The sequence below is a fragment of the Clavibacter capsici genome, from assembly GCF_001280205.1.
Lineage (GTDB): Bacteria > Actinomycetota > Actinomycetes > Actinomycetales > Microbacteriaceae > Clavibacter > Clavibacter capsici.
Window position 1 is genome coordinate 1 of record NZ_CP012575.1, and the last position, 24,663, is coordinate 24,663.

A 24,663-nucleotide genomic window follows, 5' to 3' on the forward strand; every position below is an offset into this window, starting at 1 on the left:
GGAGGCGCGGTCGGGTGTCACCTGCCCGCGACGTCCGGTGAGCGATCCCTCGATGAGACGCAATCCTCATGCTCGGGCGTATCGCGCTCGGCGTCATCGCCGTATAGTTGTGTAGCACAGAAGTGGCACAGAGAGGTGTTTTGTGGCACAATAGTCATATGGGCATCGACTTCACGCGCAGCGCAGGCAAGCACCACATCCCCGGGCCCGACGCGCTGCATGCGATCAAGAACGCAGTGTGGAGCTCCACGAAGGTGAAGGTGAACGAGGGTGACCCGCGTAGCCAGCGGCGGGTGTTCGTTGGCCCGCAGCACGCGCAGACGGATCGGCTCATTGAAGTGCTCGTGGAGCTCAAGTCCGGCGGATTCGTGGTCTACCACGTGATGGAGCTTGGCTCGTACTACCGAAAGCTGATGGAGGAGGAGAAGTGACACTCTCGAAGAAGGACCAGGACCGCTACGACCGCATGGCGGCAATCGAGGAGGCGTCGACGGGTGCGCCGCTGCCCGGCGATAGCGCGCATGGCGCTGACGCGGCCGAGATCGGGGCGCAGCTGCTCCTCGACGCGCTCGGCAGCGAGGCGGCCGTCTCCAAGGCAATTGGCCGGCCGAAGCTGGGTGGCGCGGTGCCGGACGGCGAGCACTCGCCAACGATCCACGTCCGCCTCCCCCAGGACCGCAAGGACCGTCTAGAGCGTCTGCGAATCGTGCAGCGCCGCAAGTACGCAGCAGATCTGGTCCGGGACGCGATCGACGAGTATCTCGATCGACACAAGGACGACCTGCACCGCGTCGCGGGCTGAGAAACGCGCGCGCGGGCGGCCGTCTGAACAACCCCGGCCACGCCTGATGTCGAGTCGTGATCGAGCGGGCCGAGTCATGCATCGAGGCGCCGCGGCTTCGTTCCGCTGCGCTCCACGAACCCGCGCCCATGAACTGTGCGGGGCGCGCTCATGAGGCGGCGGGTGCTGTGGCATCGTGACCGCGAGCCCTCGCCTGGTCATGGCTACCGTGCTGACCCTGGCGAGCCGCGAAGGATGTGACGGGGTGCGGCCTGTGGTTCTTGTTCGGGTCCGACATGACGACTTCACCGCGGGCGATCTGGCATCGAAGAGAGTGAGGGCAGCAGGCATGCGAGCGTGGTTTGAGCAGGCGAAGGCGACGACCAACGGACGACGTGGGCTCGTGGTGTTGCTGAGCTACCTGATCGTGCTGCCTGTGACGCTTCTTGTGGCAGAGGTCGCGCTGCTCATCGGTGCGACAACGCTCGCGGGTGTCAGCGCTGTCATCACCTTCGGGCTAGGTCTCTTCACTGTCCCCGTGGCCGCGGTCGCGCAGGGCTATCGCCGCGCACCAGGCGCGCTGTCGTCGACCACGGGGGTGGTCTGGCATCTCACGTCGCAGCTCTGGGGCGTCGGGGACGGGGTTGTCCTCGAGCGGCGCCGGTGTCGTTTGCGGTCCTGCATGCAGCGCTCGGATCGGCCGGTCGCCCTTCCGCGTCGCGCGGTGTTCGTCTTCACGGCAGATCCGGCGGATGCGCATGTGCGCGGGAACGTGACCCGGAGCCGGGCCCGCTACCTCTACCGACTGGACATCAGCGAGGCGCACGGGCAGGTCTTTCAGCGCGGCATCGCGGTCGCTATCGCGGGCGATCTCCACGCCACCGTCTCGGCACGCCGAACCCTCACCGCGACCGACGTACCGACGCTCTAACCAGCAGGCCGCGTGGTGAGGCTGGTCCTCACCACGTCGGCGGAGTGCGGTACCTCCGCGGGTCGTCGATCGGCCGAGTCGTGTCCTCCACGGGAGCAACGACCTCGCCGGGGAGTCGGCAGGCGAGCTTCACGAACAGCTGCCCGGACTGCTCGTTGGGTGCCTCCACCGTCCACGTCCGGCCGGGGTAGAGCTCGATGAGCGCGCGCACCATCGCGTCGGCCCAGCCATCGCGGCGCCGCGCGGCCTGGACGACGATGTTCGTCACGAGCCCCTGATCGGTGTCGAGGAAGACCTTGAAGCGCATCTCGGTGTCCCTCGTCTCCGCGCGCCGAAACCAGCCGTTCGGACGTGACCGGTGGCGGGGCACCGGATGCAGGAAGGCAACGAGCGTGGGACCGTACTGGGCCTGTTCTGTGAATCGGAACCGACGTCCATCGACCGTCACGTCACGGTGCGAACGCGCCACCTTAGGCCTCGGAGGGGGCGTAATCCTCGCGCCGCTCGTCCTCGTCCTGGACGGCGGCTGCTGAGCTGCCGATGGCGCTCGGGGCGGACGAGGGAGTGGCTCGGGTGGCCTTCTTGACCTCCCGCGTGGTGATGCCGAGGCGCGCCGCGACTTCGGCCGGGCTGGCACCAGCATCGATCATGCGTGCGATGACCTGCTCGGCGTCGTCGCGTGCCTTCCGTGTCTGCTGCTCCGCCCGCTCCCGGAGCTTCGCGATCTCGCGCTCGGTCTCTTCGTTCGTTGCCTCCACGGAGTCGATGGCCACGAAGTAGTCGGCCGCGAGCTGTTCGAGCTTGTCTTGCAGCTCACGGAACTGTGCCGCCATCTCTCGTGCTCGACGCCGTGCGTCGGTCTGCTTCGCGGACTTGCGGAGTTCGGCCATGTGGGTCCCCCTTGCTCGATGACCGGACCAGTATGCACGGCCCGCCCCCGCGCGTCCCACGGGGCACCACAAGGCGGCGGGGCCTCGACTCCGGGGGAGTGAGCGAGGCCGGCTCGGCTGTTGCTTCTCGACACGCTGACGGGCGCGCTCCTCGTTCCTCGTCGCCCACCCGTGCGGTCTCAAAGCACAGCCGCATGAGCGTTGCTCATGGCCGATCTTCTCTCCCTTCGTCCAACGGTGAGCACGCTCGTTCCTCGCCTGCTCACCGCAGTCCTCCGGTCATTAGTTCGTCACACCTCAGGCATTACGAATGAATGAGGTAAGCTCGACCCATGTTTCAGATGCGAGCGCTGACTCTCTCCGGGTTCGCCCAGGGGTGTCCTACGCCGCTCGCAGATGAAAGTGAGGGCACTTGGATCGGTGGATCCCCGACCGGCGTTGACCCGTCCAGGCCGGTTTCCCCGTCGCAGTTTCGCGACATCGCGGCTCGCGCGACTGATCCCGTCACCGCGTCGCCGGCGCTCCTGGAGCTTACGTTCGACGTCCCTCGATCGGTGTCCGTCGTCTGGGCCACGGAGTCGGAGGAGATCCGTGTACTGCTGACGGAGACAGTTCTCCGCGCCGTCGACGACACGTTGCAGATGCTCGACTCGGCGTGGGTGTTCGCTCGCCGTGGTGCCGGCGGTGTTGCACAGATCGACGTGGCCTCCCCCATCGCGGGGTGCGCGTTTCTGCACTACTTCGACCGTCAGGGGAAGCCGGCCCTGCATGTCCACGTCGACGTCATCAACGCGGTACTCGGATCGGATGGGCAGGTCTCGGGCATGGATGTGACCACCTTCCGATCCGCGGACGAGCTGGCCCACGAGAGGTACGCGTCGTCCCTCATGTCCGGGCTGCGTGAGCTCGTCGGCGTCGCATCCGAGATCTCCTACGGCGACGACCGCCGCACGCACTTCGAGGTTGCCGGTGTCGACCCGGCGCTGATCTGGGATCTGCCCCGGGTGCCCCTGACTCCCCAGGATCCACGCTCATGAGCACGGTCTCCGCTACGCGCGCGATGCCGACTCCGCGAGTGCACCCGGCGACGTTCCGCATGATGACGATGCACGTCCTCTCCGCCGGGGATGGGTACACCTACTACACGAGCGAGGTCGCGACCGGCGACGCGAAGCGCGATCGGGATCGTGAGCTCGGCGACTACTACACCGTCGACGGGAACCCTCCCGGACGGTGGATGGGTCGGGGCGCCGACCTCATGGGTGTCTCGGGGACGGTCCACCGAGGAGCAGATGAAGGCCCTCTACGGCGAAGGGCTGCACCCCGGACGCGGACCGCATCATCGCGGATGCTCTCGCCGAGGGGGTGTCCGCGAAGGAGGCGCAGCAGCGCGCCAAGCTCGGCCGCTCCTATTACGCCTACCGCGCCGGACCCGCGACGTTGCAGGGGCGGATCCAGGCTGGCTACGACACGTTTCAGCGCCTCAACGGCCACGAGGCGGATGCCGAGGAACGCCGCCTCATCCGCGCCCGCGAGGGGGCTCAGGCGTTCCGCGACGCGAAGGGACGGGAGCCGGCCGACAAGGAGGAGCTCGGCAAGTTCATCACCGCCGCCACCCGGCCCGACCAGGCCGCGGTCGCCGGGTTCGACCTCGTCTGCTCCCCCTCGAAGAGCGTCTCCGTGCTCTGGGCACTCGGCGACACCGAGACCCGGAAGGCGATCGAGGCCGCGCAGGAGCAGGCCGTGCGTGACACGATCGGCTACCTCGAGCGCGAGGCCATCGCGACCCGCGCCGGTACCAACGGGGTCGCGCAGATCGAAGTCGAGGGCGGCATCGCGGCGACCGTGTTCCGCCACTATGACTCCCGGAACGGTGACCCGCAGCTTCACGACCACGTGGTGGTCGCGAACAAGGTCAAGGGCGTCGACGGCAAGTGGCGCACCATCGACTCGAAGCTCCTGCACCGCATGAACGTGCCGGCGTCCGAGTTTTACAACGCCGCCGTCATGTCAGAGGTCAGCCGTCGACTCGGCGTCACGACGACCGCCCGGGTCCCCTCCCCCGGCAAGCGGCCCGTGATGGAGATCGCGGGCGTCGACCCGGACCTGATCGACACGTTCTCCTCCCGCTCCGCCTCCATCCGCGCGGCGACCGCCCGGCTCACGGAGGAGTACCAGCGCGACCACGGCCGCGCGCCGGACGCGAAGGCCCTCATCGCGATCGCGCAGCAGGCGACGTTGGAGACGCGGCCGCAGAAGGACCACGTCCGCTCCCCGCAGGCCATCCACGAGGCCGCCGTCGCGCGCGTCGGCGCCGACCGCGCCGCCGGCCTCGTCGACGTCGCGCGCGCCCTTGCGCCCGCAGGGCAGGCCGTGACGGCCGTCGACGTCGACGTCGACGAGGTCACGGCGCTGGTGCTCCGCACGGTGGAGGAGCATCACGCGGTGTGGGGCGCGCACGTCATCGAGGCCGAAGCGCGCCGGCACCTAGCCGCGCGGATCCCGGATCAGAGCGTCGCGGAGCCGCTCGTGCAGCAGGTCACCCGCGCTGCCCTGGGCGAATCGGTGACGCTCACTCCCCCGTCCCCACACGGCGCGTTCACGCCGCTCACGCGGTCGGACGGTTCGAGCATCTACGAGCACAAGGGCAAGACCCTGTTCACGTCGATGCGGATCCTCGACGCCGAGGACCAGCTCCTCGACGCCGCCCGAACCCGCACCGTCTCCCCCATCAGCCGAGACACGTTCGAGCGCACAGCCGCACAGCACTCCGGCCCGCTCGACGCCGGCCAACGGGATCTCGCGCGCGAGTTCGCGACCTCGGACCGGGAGCTCGTGGTCGGCATCGGTCCCGCCGGCGCCGGCAAGACGACCGCGCTGCGCCTGGCCGCGACCGCGCTCGAGGACGGCGGCCGCCGCATGATCGGCCTCGCTCCCTCCGCCCCTGCCGCGTCCGTGATCGCCGAAGCGGTAGGCATCGAGGCGACCACCATCCACGGGTTCCTGACCGCCCACGCGCAGGCGGAGCTGCCCGCGAAGTACGAGATCCGCGCCGGCGACGTCCTGGTCGTCGACGAGGCAGGCATGGCCGGTACCCAGCGCCTCGCCGCTCTGCACACCATCGCCCGCGAGTACGGCGCGCACGTGCGCCTCATCGGCGACGACCGCCAGCTTTCCGCCGTCGAGGCCGGTGGGGCGCTGCGCCTCATCGACCGCGAGGTGGGGTCCGTGCGCCTCGAGCACGTCCACCGCTTCCAGGACGCCGACGAGGCCGAGGCGTCTCTGCACCTGCGCGACCCGTTGCGCCCCGGCGACCCGTTCACCTGGTACCAGGCGAACGATCGGGTCATCGGCGGTGACGTTGACCGCATGACCGACGCCGTGTTCGCCGGCTGGCAGACCGACACCGACGCAGGTCTCCGCTCGCTCATGCTCGCTCCCACCGGTGCCACCGTCACCGAGCTCAACGCCCGCGCCCAGGCCCACCGCATCGCCGCCGGCACCGTCACCGGCACCCGCTCGGTCGACCTCCGCGACGGCCTGTCCGCGCACGTCGGCGACGTCATCGCCACCCGCCGCAACGAGTCGCTCTTGCGGATCCAGAACGGCCGCGACCGGGTTAAGAACGGCGACCTGTGGCAGGTCACCCGCATCGGCGCCGACGGATCCCTCGACGTCGTCCACCGCGACCACGCCGCGCCCGTCACGCTGCCCGCCGGGTACGTGCGCGAGCACGTCGAGCTCGGCTACGCCCGCACCATCAGTCGCTCCCAGGGCCTCACCGCCGACACCAGCCACGTTCTGGGCGATGAGAGCATGACCCGCGAGACCGCGTACACCGGCCTCACCCGCGGCAAGCAGTCCAACCGCCTCTACCTCGACGTCGCCGACGGCGCCGCCGTCGACGACGCGCTCGAGCAGATCGCCGCCCGCTCCGACGCGATGCTCTCCGCGCACGAGACCATCCGCGCCGAACAGGACCGCGTCGATGACCTGGTCACCCTCATCGACCAGCACGCCGACGTCGTCGAGCGCGCCGGCGAGATCCGCTACGGCCGGATCGCCGAGGTCGCGCTCGGCACGGACCTGGCCACCACCTTGCAGTCGCAGGAGAGCTGGGGCGCCGTCGCGGCCGCGCTGCGGCACGCCGAGGACTACGGGTTCAGCCCCGTCGAGACCCTCCGCGTCGCGTACGAGCAGCGCGAGCTCGGGACCGCGGACGATGTGCCGGCGGTGCTGTCCTGGCGCATCGAGCGCGCCCTCGAGAAGATCGACGCCCCCAGGCGCTCCGTCATGGACCTGCCCGACGTCGACGGTGTCGCCGCGTGGATCGCCGACGCCCGACTGCAGGACAACGACCTGGTGCCCGAGGACTGGCGCGAGCACCTGCAGGAGCGCCACCACTACATCGGCGTCCGACTCAAGGAGCGCGGCGCGACCCTCGCTGCCGAGCGGCCCGCGTGGACCGACGCGCTCGGCGCCGTCCCGTCACACCCGAAGCGGATGGTCGCCTGGCACCAGCTCGCCGCCGAGGTTGACGTACTCCGCGCGAAGTACCGCGTCGACCCCACCGAGCCGGTCGCGATTCCTACGACGTTGCGCGGGAACGAGATCGCCGACCGCCTGCAGCAGCGCGTCACGGCCATGCACAAGGCGTTCCCGCTCCTCAGCGCCGAACCGATCGCCCTCGACACCCGCCAGCGGTACGCGGCGCACTTCACGAACCGCGTCGATGCCGTCCGCGCCACCCTCGGCTGGCCCGTTGTCCTGTCGGCAGTCGCGGCCTCGGCCGCGGCCACAGAGCCCGCCGCAGAGGCCATTCCGCCGACACCCGTCGTCGAGACCGCACCCGCGGCCATGCCCGGCACCGAGACCACCCCCATGGCCGCTGTGTCACCCACCACCGGGCAGGAAGGAATCCCCATGAGCGACCCCCTCGATGAGGCACTCGAGCACGTCGGCCGGCACGTGAGCCGTGTCGGGCAGACCGTCACCTCGGAGGTGACTCGGCAGATCCAGCGCGCCGCCGACGAGCGGCGCCGCGAGCAGCAGGAGGCCCAGCGCAAGGCGGAGCGCGATCGCGAGTACGCGGTCCGCGAGGCGCAACGCAGGGCCGATCGTGAGCGGGAGAAGGCGGAGCAGGTCGCCGAGCGCGAGCAGGAGCGCGCCGACCGGCTCGCCGCCCGTTACGGCCGCCCCGAAGCTGAGCAGCAGGAGGCTGCCGGCGTCGCGGATGGCGCCGCCCCAGGTGCGGCGGCGGCCAGCAGCACCGAGACGGAGGCCGACACAGCAGCGCTCACGTCCGAAGAGCGCGATGCGACGGTGGCAGAGGCGGGGACGGAGGTGCCCGACTCCGACGCGCAGAGCGAGAACGCCGCGTACACGGGTCGTGAGCTCGAGGAGCGCGAGATGCTGCGTGCAGCCGGCATCGACCCGGACGAACGGTCCAGCGGCACCTCATCCACCACATCGTGGGCAGACCAGCCGTCGATGCCGGAGATCTCGCGCGGCGACGACGGCATGGAGCGCTGACCCGGGCACACCGAAGGCCGGGCGTTCCCGCTGGGCCTTGTCTTCTACGTGCTCGGATCAGATCACGGCGACGTCGTCCGCTGGCATCTCGAGCACGATCGAGAGCTGCTCGCCCTTGTTGTCGGCGAGGTGCCCCGCGGCGTTGCAGGCCCGGAAGGGGCCGTATGTCTTGTCGAAGATGATGCGGGCGTGGTGGTCCCAGTGCTGCACCCACCATGCCGACTGCGCGAGCCGGTCGTCCTGCATGCGCTTCGTCGCCTCGAGGTAGCCCTTCCAGGAGACGTAGAACCGCTCGACGACCTCGGGGTGCTTCCACCACTCGGGGCACCACGCCGGCTTCTGCTTCACCGGGACTCCAAATGCCTCGACACGGCCGAGCTGCAGCGCGACCCAGTCGAGGAAGAGCTTCCGGTCGTCCGGCCTCGGCTTCTTCGGTGGCGCCGCCGTCGCTCCGCGCTCGTCGACGACCTCGCCTGTACCGGGGTCGGTGGGCGGCATGCCCTCGTCCTCGGGTGGTGGGGGCGCGTCGCGATCGGTCGGCAGCGGACGCCCATCACCCCAGCTGGGAGGCGGGACGTCGGGCCAGCTGCTCGCGTCAAACGGCGTCGACATGCGCGGCCCTCTCCGTGACCGCCTCGGATCCGGCCGCCGCCTTCTTCGGCTTCACGATCTTGCCGTCGACCACTTCCTGCCCGGCGACCATGGCGCAGAGCACCTCGTCCTCGAACCAGGGCCGGATGCGGACGAGGACCGGTCCGACGTCAGAGGCGTCGAACACCGCTCGCCACTTCGGCAGGTGAGCCAGCACGTCCGCCGGGAGGATCTGCTTCGACTTCGACGTCCGCGACCTCGTCGAGCCGTTCCGGCCGGAGGAGGTGCTCGTCGACCACTCGTCGTAGGTGCCGATGCTCTCGCTGAACCGCTTGAGGAACGGCGACTGCGTGGACTCGCCGCCGCCGTAGACGCGGATCGACGACGCGCTCCACAGCGTGTCCGCGCCCTCGTTGCCGAAGGTGCGGACTATCTGCCCCCAGGACTGGAAGTACATGCTGAGGCTCAGCCCCATCGAGCCGTAGAACGAGACGAGATCCGGCAACTCGGGCCAGCGGACTATGTTCGCGACCTCGTCCAGCTCGAACACGACGGGGACGGTGATGCGGCCGCCGTCCGCGGATGCCGCCCTCTCGCCGGCGCGGGCGATCGATCGCACGAGCGCAGCGACGAACGCACCACCCGATCCCGCGCCATTGCGCGAGATCAGCACCGCCGTGTCGCCGCTGCGCACGAACGCCTCCGCGTCGAACCGGCGTACGCCCGGGGCGTGGCTCCACAAAAGCAGCATGTCGTTGGCCAGGGCGGACGCCATCCGCTGCGCGGTCGCGTAGACGCTGCCGCGGGTCTTGTCCGGCTGGCCCTGCAACCCGAGCAGTGCTGCCTCCGGCCCCGGGTGCCCGTGCTTCTGCATGATCGCGCGGAGCTCGGCGTGCTCCTGCTGCGTGATCCACGCGTAGACCTTGATGAGCCCGACGCCCTCGAGTTTCGCAGCGAGGAGCGCGTACGCGAACAGGTCCAGGCCCTGGGAATCGAACTGCGCGTCCCTCTTGCTGTCCGCGTCCTTCGTGCTGGCCTCGAAGATCGCCGCGATCTCCTGGGCGCTGATGAGGTCGGTCACGTCGTCCAACGGGTCGTAGACGAAGTCCGGGCGCGCGTCCCGCCGGTAGACCTGCATGGGGTCGTAGATCCACTGCTGGCCCCGGCGCTGCCGGCCCGCGAGTACCTCCTTCACCCCGTCGACCTTGTTCGAGGTCATCACCGCCGGCCCGGGTGCTTCCAGCATGTGGCGCACGACGGCGCCGGTGGTCTTACCTCGGCCCGGGCCGAAGATGAAGATCGCGATGTCGCGCCAGCCCTGCCATACCCACGTCGAGCCGGCCCCGACTAGCGTGCCGATCCTCTGCCCGGGCAGCAGACCCTCAGCGCGAGGGTGCAGCTCCTCCCGCGTGGAATTCAGCCGTGCCGCGTACAGCACCGGCGTGAGCCTGTTGCCGGCTCGGAGGTGACGCTGCATCCGATCCACGGGATGCGTTCCGTACCGCCTGGTCACGGAGAAGACGGCACCCGCGAGAGCGAGCGCCGATGCGGCGATGAGGAGCGCGGGTGCCCACCACGACCAGGGGATCTGGCCGAACGGAGTGGCCAGCGTGTCCAGGGCGGTCGTGCTCATCTGGTTGTCCTCTTCCTCGTCGTGTGTGCGATCTGCTGATGTCGCGCAGGGCTAGCCGAGCCCGTCGACGGGGCGCCAGACCTGTCCGTTCGGCTGGCCCCAGACCTTCTGGACCTTGACGACGTCGCCGACCTTCGGGGCCGCGATCATGACGTCGCCGCCCAGGCTGATGCCGACGTGCCAGGCGCCGTCGCCGCCCCAGAAGATGAGATCGCCGGGCTGCGCCTCGGACAGCGGATGCATCTGGCCCCGCGCAACGCCGTTGCGCCACTGGGTGGTCGCCGAATGTCCGCCGTCGATGTCGATCCCGATGCCGGCGTAGGCCACCTTGGTCAGGCCGGAGCAATCCCAGCTGTCGGGGCCGGCACCGCCGAGCCGGTACGGCTTGCCGAGCTGCTGCTTCGCGAATGCAATGACCTGCGCGACCTGCTCGGCATGCGGACCCGTCGGCGGGTGTTCCCCCGTAGCCAGCTCACCGCTCGCGAGGCCTCTTCCACGCGAGCAGGCGAGGCCCTGGTCCGTGCTCGAGACATGCGCGACGTCGGCTCCCGAGAGGCCGTCCATCAGCTCGGTTGCCTCCGGCAGGTGCGTTGCGTAGCGGTCGGGGAACGCCGACCGCTCGACCGCCTGCGCCGCCTCGCCCGGTGCCTTCGCCTCCCAGCCGGGGACGGCCGTGAGGCGGTCGTAGAAGAGCCCGATGGCGTACTGCGGATCCGTGATTTGATCGTGCGTCCCCCACCTCTGCGACGGCCGCATCTGGAAGAGGCCGGCGGAGTCGCGATCCCCGCCGTCGAGATCCCGGAGACCCGACTCGGTCATCGCCGCGATCAGGGCGATCTGCTGGGCGTGCCGGTCGAGACCGCGCTGCCTGCCGATCGAGAGGATCGACGCCGCGTTCTGGAGCTGCTCGCCCGAGTACGCGCCGATGCGGTCAGGGAGCTGGCCCGTCTGCACGGCGACGGCCGGCCCGATGGCGGCACAGGCGGAAGCCGAGGCTCTGTCGTTCCCTCCGTCGATGACGATGGTGAAGACGACTACGACGAGCGCCGCGAGGCCGATGACCGGCGCGGCGACCACCATGGCGATCGCACCGCCCTTGCTCACGGCGCGCCGCCGGCCGGGTCGATGTACGAGACCTTCCACGGCGCGGCCGGCCTGTCCCGGTGCAGCGTGACGGTCACCGGTCCGCCGACCGCGGCGTCGAACTGCCATGCCGCATCCGTCGCTGTCTGCTGATCGCCGACTGGTCCGCCGGCGTCCATCACGCCCGCGCACGGCACGTTCGCCGGATCCGTCGCCGCATAGAGCACGCGGGCGTCGGCCGTGAGGTCCGGGTCGAGCGCGCGCTGCCACGTCCCGGAGTCGACGTCGGGTCTGCAGAAGGCGGTCGCGGCCGCGAACGCCAGCGCGCGATCCTCTGGTTCGGGTGTCGCCGTGGACGTCGCGTCAGCGGCGAACACGCCCGTGTCTTCGGACCCTGAGCCCGGCACCGAACGCGCCACCAGCATCACGGCGACTAGCAGACTGCTAGCGCCCGTCACCCCCAGAGCGATGACGATGGCTCTCCTCGACATGGGACCTACCGGTACCCGTCGACGATGGCGGCCGCGATACGCATCCACGCCAGGCGCGTGGCCGGCGACACCCGCCCCGGCACGATCTGCACTCCCCCGGCCGCGGCCCTGTCCCGCGGGACCTGGATGAGCTGTGCCGACGACACCTCGAGGAACCGCGCGATCGCTCCGCGGTCGACCTCATCCGGCACGTCCGCCATGTCGGTGACGACGACGATGGCGCCGTCGGCGAGGGGCGCATAGCCGTGCTCGCGCAACCACTCGATGGCCCGGGCAGCGCGGTCGGCCGCCGAGACCGCCCAGTCGGTCACGATCACGACGTTGGAGACGCTGCGGAGGATGCCCGCCATCGCCGGGTGCGAGACGCCCGTGCCGCAGTCGGTGAGCACCACGTTGTAGTAGCGCGCCACCAGTGCCTGGACCCGGGCGTGGTCGTCGGCGGTGAGCGCGTCGGACACCTCGGGATCCTGCTCCCCTGCGATGACGTGCAGCCGGTTCGCGTGGTGCATGTACCGGGAGAGGTCGGTGAGCGAGCCGATCGTCTCGGCCTCCCGGACGACGTCGGTCACGGTCGGTGCGGTCTCCACGTCGTAGGCCGCTTCGCCGACGACACGCTCGGCGAGATCGCCGGAATCCGGGTTCATGTCGACCGCACACGGCGGGTCGCCGCGGTGCTCGGCGAGCATCATCCCGACACCGCCGGTCGTCGACGTCTTCCCGACGCCGCCCTTCAACGAGAGGATCGCGGTGGAGTGGCTACCGGTCAGCTTCCGGCTGATCCGCCGCGCGAGCTCATCCGTCTCCCGCTCGAGCGCGGACTGGCCGAGGTTCACCACTCCCCCTGTGGCCGCGTACACGGCGGCGCGGAGCCCGGTCCGCGGTCGCGGCTTCGCCGGCTTCACGAAGCGCACGTCCGCGCGGCGGAGTGAGGCGCCCGGGGCTATCGTCGCCGCAGCCGGTCCGGCAGCATGGACGGTGCCGTCCGTGTCGACGGAGAACCAGCCCTCCTTGCCGGAGACCGTGTCGATGCTGTGCACGCGGATCGGGCGGCCCTTCTGCTGCGCGTTCCGGGTCAGCCACTCGATGGCGTCGGCGTAGGAGCCGGCGCCAGAGAAGGGGACGTCGCCAAGCCGGAGGACGTCGCCGGTCGCGATCAGGTCGAGCTCATCGCAGGGAATCGTGGTCATTCGGGCCTCCTAGTGCCGGTACCGGTCGTCGGTGACGTGGAGCCGCTGCTGCACGTCGGTCTGGAGCATCTGGACGGTGATCCCGGCCCGCTCGGGGAGCTTCAACATCACGCGCCCGGCCCCAGGCGGGGCCCCCTTCGTTCCCTTGCCCCTGCGTGGGGACCGCCACGACGGCGCGGCGTTGAAGCTCGCAACTCGGTCGATCTCCTTGGCGGTGAGCCGGCGCGTGCCGCTGAGCGACTCCAGGTCGTCGCGAGTCAGGGCCATGAGCAGCAGGAGCCCGGAGCGCTCGATGAGCCCGCGCGCCTTCTCCCGGTCGGCGGGGTTCGAGAGCGAGAGGAGGTCCTTCGGGGAGTGGGTGACCTTGAGGTCGGCCTCGCCTTTGCTCCGGTTCGTGCGGGACGCCGCGTCGGCACGGTCGACGATGTCCTCGCAGGAGCGCAGCGGGTACCAGAACTCGTCCTTCAACGACGTGTATCCGCTCCAGGTCACGGTCGGCTCGTAGAGGTCGCCGGCACGGGCGGCCTCCTCGGCCAGACGTTGCTCGTGCTGCGCGATCTCCCAGTGCGCGTCGATCGCGTCGCTGCCGAGCGACCAGGTGGAGAGCATCGCCGCCGACAGCAGCCGCGTGTTCGACGGGTCGATGCTCGACGTGTCGAAGCAGAAGCCACCCGGGTTGCCGGGGTCGAACTCGACGGAGTCCCGGCCGCTGAGCATCTGGCCCATCTCCCCCGCGAGCATGGCCCGCAGCGTCTCACCGAGGCGTGCGAACCGGGCGTGGAAGTCCGCTGCATCACGGCGGCCTGTCACGTGGAGCATGCGCTCGGAGACGACGTCGAAGACCGTCACGAGGTCCTGCGTCACCGGACGGGGCTCCCGCTCGCGGAGCGTGTCGACGATCGCCTCGAGCGCGGCGTCCTCGATGTCGTCGAGCGGCGCTCCGCGGCTGACCCGCGCGTTGAGCTGCACGAGCGCGACCGCCTTGTCGCGCGCCAGCTGCGACAGCTCGGCGCCGACGCGGCCGCCTATGCGCGAGGCCGCGGCCCCGAGCGGTCCGGGCGAGACAATGTTGAGCTTGTCGCGCCCGGATCCGGGTCCGATCGAGAAGACCTTCCCGCCGGCGGCGCGGATCATCGGCACGTGCTCGCCCTTGATCGGGTCGTAGACGGCCGGCGTCAGCCCCCGGCCCATCTGCCCGAGGAGGATCGTCTGGGCGGTGCTCGACTTGCCCACCCCGTTGATGCCGAGGAGGAACGCCGACGGCGACGAGATCACGTCCGCCCGGTAGAGCGCCTCATGGTCCGTGCACACGGCCGTGCCGGTGTCGACGCAGCGGCCGAGCGGAGCGCCGTCCGTCGGACGGCCGGTGCCGACGCCGAACGGGTAGATCCCGCACACCTGCACAGAGGTCGAGAACCACATCGGCGGCTGTGGCACGCGCGACCAGAGGCCTCCCCCACGACCATGGAACCCCATGGGCGTGCGCTGCAGGACCGTCGATCCGGCCATCAGTTGCCGCCCTCGGCCAGCCGCTGCACGGACGTCTCGTACTGCCAGGGGAGCAGCCCCAGCGGCAGCGTCGAGTGGAAGGCGGCTGCGGTGTCGGTCTCGACGAAGCGCCACGCCAGCCCGGTCCCCTCGAGCAGGCCCTTGAGCTTCTGCAGCGCGTCGCGCTGGGCCCGAGGCGTGGGCTCGAAGGTCACCGTCACCTCCATGGCGAAGCGGGTCATGGACGCGCCCGACACCAGGTCGGTCTCGGTCTTGTCGGCCAGCTGCACCTTGTACGTGTCGAACATGGAGGCCCGGGCCCTGGCCGTCGCGGCCACTCCCGTGCTCCGACGCAGCTCGGCCGCGCGCCGGAGTGACTCCCCCGGCGTCAGCGGACGGTAGAAGACCGCGACCCGCTTGCGCAGAAACTTGTCCTGGGGCAGGAACAGCGCGGCCATACTGTCCTCGGTGATGTGGGCCTGTGGAGGCGCGAGCATCATCACCGTGACCGAGGCCACACCGTCGTGGCGACAGACCCGGCGGGCGGTGTCGTCGAACTCATCGGGACCGGCATCGGTGACGCGGAGCCGGAAGGGGCGCCCGGCGAGCTCGTCGAGCGCGATCTCCAGCTCCCGATCGGGCCGGTAGGCGATGCGCACCGAACGCGCCAGCTCCTCGCTGGTGGTGACGGCCAGGCGCCCGGCGCCGGCGTCGGCGAGTCGGGCCCGGTGCTCCGGCAGCCGGGCCGCCACCTCAGCGGCCGCGTCCTCCAACGTGTCGCCCAGCTCCTTCTGCGACCAGGCGAGTGTCGCGAACACCTCGACGGACGAGCACCGCGCCGGCAGCCGGCGGGCACCCTCGAGGAGCGCCTTCCGGGCGAGCTCCGGAGCCGTCGGCGACACCTCGGCCGCGATCTTCTCGACGAGCGGCGCCGACGAGGTGAGGGCGGAGTCCACGACGATGACGGCGCCCTGCATGGCCGAGTCCTTCGAGAGCGACGCGATCCAACCACCCAGAGCGGAGACGTGGGCGTCGACCGTCTCCTGCGGCAGCATCGTCGTCCCGTCGGGGTGGCACACGATCGTCGCGGTGAGCGTCGGCTCTGACGAGGAACGGCGGTGGTGCAGCAGGACGAACGGCGCACCCTCGCCGTCCTCGCCCTCGATCTCCTCGAGCTCGGCCAGCGGACCCGGGAGCGCGAAGAGCGCGTCAGTCGGCAAGGAGGAGAAGGCGCCCGTCCGGTGGACAGTGCTTCCGGCGGCCCGCCTCGATCGGTGCGCCAGCCGGTCGGCCCAGCGTGCGGCGATGGTGCGTCCGCTGTTGAATGGCCCCCATCTCAGGACGAAGAGGAGCTCCCACAGGAGGACGAGTCCGAGCGCGCTCAGTCCGAACGCCCACATGTCGAGGCCGATGGAGATCACGAGCACCAGGACCGATGTGAGCAGGGCGCCCCAACCGCCGACCATGGTCAGGCCGCCGACAGTGGCCTTCGTGGTCGGGAGCCAGTTGCCGAACTTGACGCGCTCTGTCGCATGCGCCCGATCAGTCACCGATCATCCCCTCCGCCGTGGTGTCCGCTGCCTGGGTGCTGTCGGCCGTGTGCTGCGCCGCGGTCCATTCCGCTCGGGATCCCGGAGACGTACCGCCCGGGGCGGCGTATCCCGTCGCACGGAACGATCCGGACAGGGCCGTGGATGACCCGACGGCAGCGGTGTCGCCACCAGGCGCACCCTCTCCTGCGCCGTCGACCGCGCTCGGGCTGCCGACGGTGGCCGTCGTCGCAGCCGAGGGACCCTCCGCGCCGGCCGCCGTGCCGGCGCCGGACGTCCCGGTCGTGGTGGTGCCCGCGGCCGCACCCGTGCCGGCGATGGCGGACCCGCCGCCGGTCGCCACGGCTGCGCCGATGGCCACTCCTGCGGAGACCGCCGCCGTGATGCCCTCGACGGCCATGGCCCCACCGGACGTACGCCCGACGGCTTCGACGGCGGGGACGACGAGCCGCATCAGGGCCGGGAGCGTGAGCACGGCGAGGCCGATCAGCGTCAGTCCGGTCAGGACGCCGCCGGGCCCGTCGTCGCCGTTCTTGAGTCGCCACGCGTAGGCGTAGATCGCCGCGGCGATCGGGCTGTAGATGAGGAAGGCGATGAGCCAGGAGGTCACCTTCTCGAAGGCCTGATGCCCGCGCTGGAAGAGCGACGCGGCAGCGGCCGACGGCCAGAACGCCGCGAGCAGCGGCAGCGTCGCATCTCGCGCGATCATGATGATCCACTGGCACCCCACGGCGAGGATGCCGACCAGCCCGAAGATGAGCGCCAGCGCCGGGAACTGCGTGGCGAAAGTCGACACGATCTCGGCGCCGTTCGCGCTCGTGCCCGAGACGCGGAGGATGTACTGCGAGTACGCGTCGGAGGCCCAGGCGAGGACCTTGAGCGCACCGGCTCCGGCGGCCGTCACGGCCAGGACGCGAGCGGCGCCGCTCGCGGCGTCCTTGATGGGTTCGCTGCGGACCATGAGCATCGTCCGGATCCCCGCGACGATCAGCCCGAGGGTGAACAGTGCCACATCCACGGGGAGGTTGCTCTCCCGGAACCACTGGCTGGCGGCGCCCTGGATGTCGACGATGAAGGAGTTCGCCGTCCACGACGTGAGGAAGTCCTTCGTGACGGAGTCGAAGCCCTGGTACATCTGCGCCGCCGTGTCCTCGAACGCGCCGGTGGCGACGCTGCGCGCGGCCGAATTCGCGGCACCGCAGGGTGCGACGAGCGCGCAGACGGCATTGCCCACCGCGTCGAGCGGGTGGGCGATCACGCGTCGCCGCCCAACCAGGGGATGAAGTCCCCCCTGCCGGGTGTCGTGCTGCCACCCGCGGACAGGTTGCCGTCGTCCAGCACCCGGAGCTTCCAGTCGCCATCGACCCAGATCATCGTCGCGGGGATGCCGGCGTACCCGGTCGGCGAGCTCGGGAACGTGTATACGAGCGTGATCTGCGCCTGATCCGGTGAGAACGCGTCGACGATGAACCCGGCCGCCGTCATGCCGTTCGTCAGCATCGACTGCGGGTCCGACCGCCTGGCGGTCTCGGAGATCGCGGTCTGCTTCCCTGGCCCGTCCGCGATGTAGAAGGCCAACGAGTCGCCGATCGGGTGGCGCGCGTCGAACTGGCTGTACACAGCGGTCACCGCGGCCAGAGCGGCCCCGACGCGCGAGTGCGCGAAGCAGGCGTCGAACCCGTCGAGCTCCTTCGTCGGACCGACGGTCGGCGAGACCGGCCACGAGAGCCCGTCAATGCCGGGCTGGTACCGCAGATCCGACGGGATGCTCGGTCGGGACGACGTCTCCCCTGTAGGCGCGGAGCACGATGGGGTGTCGCTCACCAGAGGGGTGGGCGTCGCCTCGACAGGCTCGTCGCGATGCGAGGCGTCGGGACCTGCTGGCGACGCTCCCTCGGGCGCGACGACGCCCAGCACCGTCACGGTCACGACGACGAGGAGCGCAGCACCGAGCACGCCGACCGCGCCCCACTTCGCCTGCTTAGAGTGCCAGGCGCGGGAGGCGTGCCCCCGCTCGTCCGGGGTGCGCACGTTCACGTCGGGATCGGCGTGCATGCGCCCGAGTAGTGCCCGACGAAGACCGCGGCGATCCCCGATGCCGCCGTGACGAGGATCGAGCCGAGCATCCACCGCGAGAGCTTGCCCATCATCTGGCCGCCGTCGTGGTGCTGGTGCTGGAACAAGAGGCCCACGCCGAGCATCACGAGGGAGACGACCCCGGCGAAGCCCGCGCCGATCATCAGCCAGAGCCTCATGGTGTCCATGCCGTCCTGCGCCTGGCTCGGCATGCAGTACGCCTGCGCCACGACGACGCCTGCCCTGTCGAGAGCCAGGACGAACCGAGGCGAGCGTGCGACCGCTCCGGACACGACCGCGTCCCACATCACAGGACGCCTTCCCCGGCGGCCGTCGCCGCCTCGAGCGCTCGACCGACCCGAGCCGTCACGCGCCGGACGCGGTCGGCGAGGGCCGGCGAGACGTCCGCCGCTCCACGGAGTGCCGGCACCCACGGCGCGACGACCACGTGGGTCGCCCCGGCCACCACCCGCTGCTCGCGACGCGCCTCCGCGATCGGCCGACCGGGAGCATCGGCGACGACGAGGACCGCGCCTACCCGGCTTCGGCCGAGATCCCGGATCGCGTGCTTGGCCTGCGTGAGGCCAGCCGGCACCGAGCGGCAGACGAGCAGCACCCGGTCCTCAGGATCCACAGCGGCGTCTCGCGTCGCTTCGCGGACTCCGAGGAGTCGCGCCCATGACGTGGTCCCCGCTCCCGGGTGGCAGCCGAGCGCGATGACCGGCGGTCCTGCCTCGGCGCGAGCGGATGGGGCGATGTCGCCGGGACCGGCCCAGAGCGAGGCGTCAGCGCCGTCAGCGACCGACCCTCCGCCCGGCCCCACGGCCACGCGGGTCACGCGGTCACCGTCGACGACGGTCACGCGGTAGAGCGCCGGCGATCCTGCCGCCCGGCCGGCCGCGTCCAGGACGACCCGGCGCACGTCGTCGCCCGTCGGGACGACGAGGGGCCTGCCGTCGACAGCCCACACGGGCCCGCTTGCATGGATCACCTCGACCGGTGCCGAGATCCCGGATCGGAACCGCTTCACCTCGTCATCTGCTTCCTGGGGCGGGCTGGGGGCGAACCCTCCGGTGTGTGTGCGCGCGGCGCTCATCGGGCTCCATCTCTCTCGTGGTCGGGGCGCGGGGTGGTCGACGGGCACTGGGAACAGGACCTAGATGGCACGGCCGTGCTGCGTCATCCAGCCGTCTGCCTCCTCAGGTCTGTCAGGCTGGCGACAGCACCCGGATCGACTGGTTGCACATATTAGGCAAGAAGCGCTCTGCGTAAACAAGAGTGTGCACTACTTCGCCGTCGCGCCTCATGAAGGGACTCCGGGTGTCCGTGTCCGCCTCTGCGTTCAAGCGCTGGGCGGCCGAGAGCACCCTCCCCTCGGCGACGTCGCCGCTAGCGCAGGTGATCGGCATCGGCCGGATGACGTTGCAGCGGCAGCTGGTGAGTGGCCGTGTCCGCGAGGAGACGGTCATCGCTGCTGCGCGTGCCGGGGGCATGAGCCCGGTGACGGCGCTGTCGGCGTTCGAGGAGTACGAGGGTCTCGAGCGAGGCATGAAGCCTCCGTCGCCCGCGGAGGTGCTTTCGCAGGTCACCCTGGATGACGCGTCGGTGGCTCTGCTGCGGCGCCGCGGCGGTCGCGCTGCGGCTCTCCTGGGCGATGGCGGCTCGTGGGAGGATCCGCCGCAGCCGAATGGACTGAAGGCCTGGATCGACGCCGTCGACCCCGGAGGCATCCGGCTGCAGCTGGCCGAGCGCCTCGGCATGTCCCCTCAGCAGCTGTCGCGCGAGATCACCGGGAACGGCATGAGACCCCGCCACCTCATCGAGGCGGCCCGACTTGCTCACACCTCGCTCACCAGCGGTTTGGCCGTGGCGGGCGTCGTTACCCTTCAGGAGGCGGGGTGGTCCGCTGATGCGCGTGACCAGGTGGTCAGCCGCCTCTCGGAGGTCGAGCTGATCGAGCTGGTCCAGGCGCGGCTCGCCACCGCGCATCGGGCCGCGCGTCGCCGTGCGTACGATGACGCCGCCGCCCGACGCATCGAAGAGAACCTGGGATAGAACATGCTAATGACGTACCTCGCCGCTGTCGTGCTCGTGGCGTTGGCGCTCACCCGTCTGCCCTCGGTCATCCGCGGACAGAACGTCCTCATCGCGTCCTCGGCCATCGCCGTGGCCATCGCGTTCACCCTGATCACGCCGCCGGTCTACGTCGCCCTCGACGCCCTCGCCCCGTTCCCGAACTTCGTGGACCTCGTCGCCAAGCTCGCGCTCTTCCTCGGTCTCCTGCTCGCCGGCACGCAGGTCGCCCGCGCATGGGAGGCGCCCGCTACGCAGCGGTGGGTGTCCGGGCTTCCCGGGCTGCTGATCTTCGTTGCTGTCTTCGTGCTCGAGGTGGTCCTCTTCGCCTTCGCCCCTCAGGGTGCACACGCACCGGATCTCTCGGATGAGCTCGGTGATCTGACCAGTCGGGCCTACTCCACGGTCGCGACGGCCTACCCGGCGTACATCGCGGCCCTGCTCCTCCCCCACCTCCGTGCAGGCTTGTCCTCGACGAATGGGGCGGCGCGCGCGACCTCCTCGTTCCTGTTCGTCGGATTCGGCCTCGCCATCGTGCGGTTCGGCTTCGGGCTCGTGACGCTCGTCCTGCCGCCTACCTACTTCGTGGGCCAGGCGGTCAGCGGCGTCGCGGCGGTCTTCGTCGCCCTGGGGCTGGCGACGGCGTTCTTCGCCCGTATCCAGAGGAAGCGCCGGGCCGCTCAGTCCGTGAGCTAGTCCGCACGTAGTCGTTCCGTCTCTAGAGAGCGCCGGTGAGCGCCATCGACAGGGTCTTCAGCATCCCGTTGACGCGCTTCTGCTGCACGACGTAGCGCCGCGGCTTGCGGTCCGGCTCCGATCGCGGCGGGTCAAGCATCACCACCCCGAGCTCTTCGAGCAGATCGAGGTTCTTCGCCACCATCGAGCTCGACAGGTTCATCTCGCGCGCCAGGTCCGGACGCGTCTTCGGCCCGTGCGCCAGCAGGTGCCGGATGAGGCCCACGCGCACCCGGCTGCCGAGGGCGTCGATGCTCATGCCGACTTCGGTGGGCAGAGGCGGGTCGACGCGTTTGGGCACCTCGCGAGTGTGGCCGGGTCGTGCGTCCGGGGCATCTACTGGTATATAAAGTACCAATAGAACAGGAGGGGCCATGCGGGTTCGGATGCACGGAACGATCGTCGACGGGCCCATGCTCGCGGACACGGACGGCGGGGAGCTCGCGGCGACGTTCACGTACGCCGACACCGCCGGCTGCGCCTTAGTGCCACTCCCCCAGGCGTGCTGCGAGGTGGTGTGCCGCGGATCCCTCGCCGTCTCCGTCCTGCTCGACCTCCGCGCGGGCGCCGACGTCCGCATCGACGGCGAGCTCCGGCTGCACCGGCCGCCGCGCACCGGGGAGGATGAAGATCTCGTGCTAGCCACGGTCGTCGCCCGCAGCGTCTCGTCGCAGATGCTGCGTGTCGCGCGACTCGGATCGGACACGCCGCCGAAGTGACCTGTTTCTGAATCAGGCCGCCACTACTGTCCGAGACATGGCTGCACAGCGACACCACGGAGGACGACCCGCGAAGGGCGACCGTCAGGCGCTCCTCTCCCGGGTCCCCGCGCCCCTCGGCGAGGCCGTCAAGGCCCAAGCCGACATGCGCGGCATGAGCGTCAGCGACTACATCGCTGCCCTGCTCGCCCAGAACCTCGGCATGGCCGAGCTCGTCGCCAACCCTCCCGCAGTCATCCCCACACGACAGGAGCTGCCCATCGCGGACGTGGCCTAAAACGAAGGAGCCCGCCGCTTCCGCGACGGGCTCCTGCACGTGTTGTAGCTCTCACCCTCACTGCTTGCCGGCGCCGAGGTTCGAGCTAATCCAGATCAACCAGCCTTTACAGGAGGTCTCTCTATGTCCGCGAGCATAACCCAGGAACACCGGCTTGTCGCCGAACACGCCACGGAATATGTCTACGGATCCGGCGACACGTCCACCCGCCTCCGACTTAGTGGACCCCTTAATCGCCAGGCTTGCGCCATGACGAGCATCCACGCCGGCACCCGACGCAACCGTCGACCCACCGGCGAGATCGCCGTCCCCCGCAAGATCCGACTGGCTCCCGAGACCGAGGCCGCCTTCCAGGCCGCCGCCGAGGCGTCCGGGAACCTCTCGATGTCGCTCTACCTCGAGCGCCTCGCAGCACAGCTGCGCACCGACTTGGGAGCACTGCCCGTGCTCTCCCCTACGACCGCTTCCGAGGAGGCCGACACGACGACGACTTAACGAATAAGAGCCCGTCGCTACCAACGACGGGCTCTTGAAGATTCGTAGCTCCGACCCAACCACGGCTACCAACCACGGGTCCGAGCTCCAGCACACCTACCGGCTACCAACCGGGGCTTTGCCATACCTCCAGAGGAGATGTCGCCATAGTAGCTTCATCGCGCCCGCCAGCGCCAGAACCACGACCTGAGAAGACCATCGGCGTGTCGCCGTCTGTCGACTCTGCGTGGGAGCTGACGCGCCGCCTGAGTCCACGCGACCAGGTGCGCGCGATGATCCGCGACGCCTACGGCCGCCTCGACAGCAACAGCTACCCGCGTCTCCACCCGCTCGGTCCGGACGCGCCCACAACGCCGTGGGCGATCCGTCTCGCGGACGCCGGCGGCCGGTACCGGCTCCTCTGCTTCGACTTCGATGGCAAGGACAGCACCGGCGTCGTCCCCGAGCTCATGGAGCAGGCCCAGGACCAGGCCGCCGTGCTCTCGCGCACGCTCGACGAGCTCTCGATCCCGCACGTCCTCTGCCGCTCCTCCGGCGCCGGCGGCCGCCACGTCTGGGTCGCCGTCGACGGCGGTGCCGAGGCCGCTCAGGTCGGGGCCCTCGCCACGGCCGCGCGCGCCAACTTCTCCACCCTCGACCACGGCATGCTCCGCAACCCGGCGGAGGGCGCCGCCCGTCCCCCGCTCTCGCCTCACCGCGACGGCACCAGCTCCCGCGTCCTCGCCGGCGACGTCGCAGCGCTCCTGGCCCCGTCGACCACGTCGGCCGACCTCGACGCGCTCACCGCGCTTCTCACCGACCGCATGCCGATGCGTGGCGCCGAGAGCGCCCCGTCCGGCCCCGTCGACGTCCGCCATCAGGCGCACCGCAAGCTCAGCCGCGCCGGCACCGCCCACATGGCAACCATCGGCGGCGGCGGTAATCCGTCATGGACGGGCTTCATGTGCCTGCTGTCGGCTGCGAACGCCGCTTGGACCTTCACCGATGTCGAGCACGCCGCACGCACCGCGCCGGGCATGGAGCACTACCGCACCAAGAACACCGGCCGAGGCGTCCGCAAGAAGCGCAGCTCCGCCGAAGCACGCGAGCGCCTCGAGCGGCAGTGGGCCAAGGCCCAGCAGTACGCCGCCGTCCAGCGGCCGCTCCCCCGCCGCGAGCCCCAGGACCTCAGCGAGCTGCAGGCGATCGTCGCCGACGTCGACGCCATCCTCACGTCCTTCCGCGTCACCCCCGGCCGGTGGGGACGCTCCGAGGCCGACGCCTCCCGGCGCTCGATCCTCACCGCGCTCACCTACCTCACGCTCCAGACCGGCAAGCGCACCGTGGCGGCCTCGATCCGGGATCTCGCCCTCATGGCCGGCCTCGGCCGCAGCACCGCGCAGCGGGCCCTCCAGTCCCTCCAGGAGGCCGGATTCGTCGCCCGCGTCACCGCGGCCGACGCCGGCAACGCCGCCGAGTGGCAGGTGACTTGGCGACTTTCCACAGCACACGGTGCAGTTGGGTCACAACCACTCAATAACCCCCGCCCCCCGGCCGAACTCTTCGCCCATCGCGCCGAGCTCGTCGCTCTCCTCGAGCACGAACTCACCGACCAGCGACACGACCTGTTCACCCGCCCCGGCCTCGGACACCTCGCCGGCAAGCTCTACGCCACGCTCGGCCAGCACACCGCCCTCACCGTCGACGGCGCCGCCCGGATCCTCGGCGTTAGCACTCGCCACACCGCGACGATTCTCAGCCGACTCCGCCAGCACCGCCTCATCAAGACCCACAGAGACGGATGGGCCCGAGCCGCACGCGACCTCCGCGACGCCGCCGCACGCGCCATCGACGTCGCCGGCATCCTGCTCGACCGTGCACACCGGTACGGGGCGGAGCGAGAGGTCTGGGCCTGGTGGAACGCCGAGCTCACGACCATGCACACAACCCCCCGAGCCCGGCCCCGACGCCCAACTGTGTCGAGCCGGCCCCTCTTCGCGGCGCCGACCGCGGGCGAGCGCGTCTGGCCCCGCTACCCGCGAACGGCCACCCGTGGAGACCACCGTGCAGCTCGAGCGCTCGTCCTCGACGGCGCCCTCAACCCCGAAGCCCGCTGGCAGTACCTCGGCGAAGCCGCTTAGGAGTCTACTAA

Annotated in this window: 25 protein-coding genes and 1 pseudogene; 12 read left to right on the top strand and 14 right to left on the bottom strand. The window is 70.4% G+C overall.

Translation table 11 applies throughout. The features are described from left to right. Positions 1-158 precede the first annotated feature (158 nt). The 3 genes from AES38_RS14720 to AES38_RS14730 all read left to right on the top strand — a co-directional run bounded on the left by AES38_RS14720 (position 159) and on the right by AES38_RS14730 (position 1,712). Positions 159-431 (top strand): hypothetical protein, encoded by a 273-nt coding sequence (locus tag AES38_RS14720; RefSeq protein WP_053775873.1) that lies wholly within the window; start codon positions 159-161, stop codon positions 429-431. Beyond that, positions 428-802: a ribbon-helix-helix domain-containing protein gene (locus tag AES38_RS14725; RefSeq protein WP_053775874.1), complete on the top strand. Its 375-nt coding sequence runs from the start codon at positions 428-430 to the stop codon at positions 800-802. The genes AES38_RS14720 and AES38_RS14725 overlap by 4 nt, the downstream gene beginning before the upstream one ends. A gap of 199 nt (positions 803-1,001) precedes the next feature. After that, positions 1,002-1,712, top strand: coding sequence for a hypothetical protein (locus AES38_RS14730; protein WP_157883575.1), 711 nt, complete (start codon positions 1,002-1,004; stop codon positions 1,710-1,712). A gap of 28 nt (positions 1,713-1,740) precedes the next feature. On the opposite strand, the gene AES38_RS14735 is transcribed toward AES38_RS14730, so the two are convergent. Together AES38_RS14735 and AES38_RS14740 are read right to left on the bottom strand one after the other, a co-directional pair. Further along, positions 1,741-2,019 (bottom strand): hypothetical protein, encoded by a 279-nt coding sequence (locus tag AES38_RS14735; protein ID WP_053775876.1) that lies wholly within the window; start codon positions 2,017-2,019, stop codon positions 1,741-1,743. A 163-nt stretch (positions 2,020-2,182) separates the two neighbouring features. Beyond that, entirely contained in the window at positions 2,183-2,602 is a 420-nt protein-coding gene (locus AES38_RS14740; RefSeq protein WP_157883576.1) for a hypothetical protein, read from the bottom strand. A gap of 332 nt (positions 2,603-2,934) precedes the next feature. Here AES38_RS14740 and AES38_RS14745 point away from each other — a divergent pair, with 332 nt between their 5' ends. The 3 genes and pseudogenes from AES38_RS14745 to mobF all read left to right on the top strand — a co-directional run bounded on the left by AES38_RS14745 (position 2,935) and on the right by mobF (position 8,134). Beyond that, positions 2,935-3,639, top strand: coding sequence for a relaxase domain-containing protein (locus tag AES38_RS14745; RefSeq protein WP_053775878.1), 705 nt, complete (start codon positions 2,935-2,937; stop codon positions 3,637-3,639). 68 nt (positions 3,640-3,707) lie between these two features. Beyond that, positions 3,708-3,836, top strand: a pseudogene (locus AES38_RS16405) (hypothetical protein); the annotation flags it as partial. 131 nt (positions 3,837-3,967) lie between these two features. Further along, positions 3,968-8,134 (top strand): MobF family relaxase, encoded by a 4,167-nt coding sequence (mobF, locus tag AES38_RS14750; protein ID WP_053775879.1) that lies wholly within the window; start codon positions 3,968-3,970, stop codon positions 8,132-8,134. A 57-nt stretch (positions 8,135-8,191) separates the two neighbouring features. On the opposite strand, the gene AES38_RS14755 is transcribed toward mobF, so the two are convergent. The 11 genes from AES38_RS14755 to AES38_RS14805 form a co-directional block, all read right to left on the bottom strand. Further along, on the bottom strand, positions 8,192-8,632 hold the full coding sequence (locus AES38_RS14755; protein WP_053775880.1) for a DUF4913 domain-containing protein: 441 nt from the start codon (positions 8,630-8,632) through the stop codon (positions 8,192-8,194). Between the two features lie 97 nt (positions 8,633-8,729). Continuing rightward, positions 8,730-10,358: a type IV secretory system conjugative DNA transfer family protein gene (locus tag AES38_RS14760; protein WP_053775881.1), complete on the bottom strand. Its 1,629-nt coding sequence runs from the start codon at positions 10,356-10,358 to the stop codon at positions 8,730-8,732. Positions 10,359-10,409: 51 nt separating this feature from the next. After that, a complete protein-coding gene (locus AES38_RS14765; protein ID WP_053775882.1) occupies positions 10,410-11,462 on the bottom strand; it encodes a C40 family peptidase in 1,053 nt (350 codons plus the stop codon). After that, positions 11,459-11,866 carry a hypothetical protein gene (locus AES38_RS14770; protein WP_244629301.1) on the bottom strand — a complete coding sequence of 136 codons (408 nt, stop codon included), beginning with the start codon at positions 11,864-11,866 and terminating at the stop codon, positions 11,459-11,461. Before AES38_RS14770 ends, AES38_RS14765 begins: the two co-directional genes overlap by 4 nt. 71 nt (positions 11,867-11,937) lie before the next feature. Then, positions 11,938-13,119, bottom strand: a complete 1,182-nt coding sequence (locus AES38_RS14775) for a MinD/ParA family ATP-binding protein (protein ID WP_053775884.1) — start codon at positions 13,117-13,119, stop codon at positions 11,938-11,940. Between the two features lie 9 nt (positions 13,120-13,128). Then, a complete protein-coding gene (locus tag AES38_RS14780) occupies positions 13,129-14,556 on the bottom strand; it encodes a putative type IV secretion/conjugal transfer ATPase (RefSeq protein ID WP_244629285.1) in 1,428 nt (475 codons plus the stop codon). A gap of 71 nt (positions 14,557-14,627) precedes the next feature. Next, on the bottom strand, positions 14,628-16,157 hold the full coding sequence (locus tag AES38_RS14785) for an SCO6880 family protein (RefSeq protein ID WP_053775886.1): 1,530 nt from the start codon (positions 16,155-16,157) through the stop codon (positions 14,628-14,630). Next, complete coding sequence (locus tag AES38_RS14790; RefSeq protein WP_053775887.1) at positions 16,150-17,415, bottom strand: hypothetical protein; 1,266 nt, start codon at positions 17,413-17,415, stop codon at positions 16,150-16,152. Before AES38_RS14790 ends, AES38_RS14785 begins: the two co-directional genes overlap by 8 nt. After that, a complete protein-coding gene (locus AES38_RS14795; protein ID WP_072174719.1) occupies positions 17,412-18,212 on the bottom strand; it encodes a DUF8175 domain-containg protein in 801 nt (266 codons plus the stop codon). Before AES38_RS14795 ends, AES38_RS14790 begins: the two co-directional genes overlap by 4 nt. Then, the gene (locus AES38_RS14800) at positions 18,191-18,445 is read right to left on the bottom strand and encodes a hypothetical protein (RefSeq protein ID WP_256998907.1); all 255 of its coding nucleotides are present in this window, start codon (positions 18,443-18,445) and stop codon (positions 18,191-18,193) included. The genes AES38_RS14795 and AES38_RS14800 overlap by 22 nt, the downstream gene beginning before the upstream one ends. 95 nt (positions 18,446-18,540) lie before the next feature. Further along, positions 18,541-19,329 (bottom strand): hypothetical protein, encoded by a 789-nt coding sequence (locus AES38_RS14805; protein WP_053775890.1) that lies wholly within the window; start codon positions 19,327-19,329, stop codon positions 18,541-18,543. A 224-nt stretch (positions 19,330-19,553) separates the two neighbouring features. Between AES38_RS14805 and AES38_RS14810 the strand changes: the two genes are divergently transcribed. Both AES38_RS14810 and AES38_RS14815 read left to right on the top strand, forming a co-directional pair. After that, complete coding sequence (locus AES38_RS14810; RefSeq protein WP_053775891.1) at positions 19,554-20,288, top strand: hypothetical protein; 735 nt, start codon at positions 19,554-19,556, stop codon at positions 20,286-20,288. Between the two features lie 9 nt (positions 20,289-20,297). Next, on the top strand, positions 20,298-21,002 hold the full coding sequence (locus AES38_RS14815; RefSeq protein ID WP_157883577.1) for a hypothetical protein: 705 nt from the start codon (positions 20,298-20,300) through the stop codon (positions 21,000-21,002). 22 nt (positions 21,003-21,024) lie between these two features. Here AES38_RS14815 and AES38_RS14820 read toward each other — a convergent pair whose 3' ends face one another. Further along, positions 21,025-21,300, bottom strand: a complete 276-nt coding sequence (locus AES38_RS14820) for a winged helix-turn-helix domain-containing protein (RefSeq protein WP_053775893.1) — start codon at positions 21,298-21,300, stop codon at positions 21,025-21,027. Between the two features lie 127 nt (positions 21,301-21,427). On the opposite strand from AES38_RS14820, the gene AES38_RS14825 reads away from it, so the two are divergent. The 4 genes from AES38_RS14825 (at position 21,428) to AES38_RS14840 (ending at position 24,652) form a co-directional block, all read left to right on the top strand. After that, positions 21,428-21,760, top strand: coding sequence for a hypothetical protein (locus tag AES38_RS14825; RefSeq protein WP_053775894.1), 333 nt, complete (start codon positions 21,428-21,430; stop codon positions 21,758-21,760). Positions 21,761-21,797: 37 nt separating this feature from the next. Then, positions 21,798-22,037 (top strand): hypothetical protein, encoded by a 240-nt coding sequence (locus tag AES38_RS14830; protein ID WP_053775895.1) that lies wholly within the window; start codon positions 21,798-21,800, stop codon positions 22,035-22,037. Positions 22,038-22,286: 249 nt separating this feature from the next. Beyond that, entirely contained in the window at positions 22,287-22,532 is a 246-nt protein-coding gene (locus AES38_RS14835; protein ID WP_053775896.1) for a hypothetical protein, read from the top strand. Positions 22,533-22,804: 272 nt separating this feature from the next. Next, positions 22,805-24,652 carry a helix-turn-helix domain-containing protein gene (locus AES38_RS14840; RefSeq protein ID WP_244629287.1) on the top strand — a complete coding sequence of 616 codons (1,848 nt, stop codon included), beginning with the start codon at positions 22,805-22,807 and terminating at the stop codon, positions 24,650-24,652. Positions 24,653-24,663 lie beyond the last annotated feature (11 nt).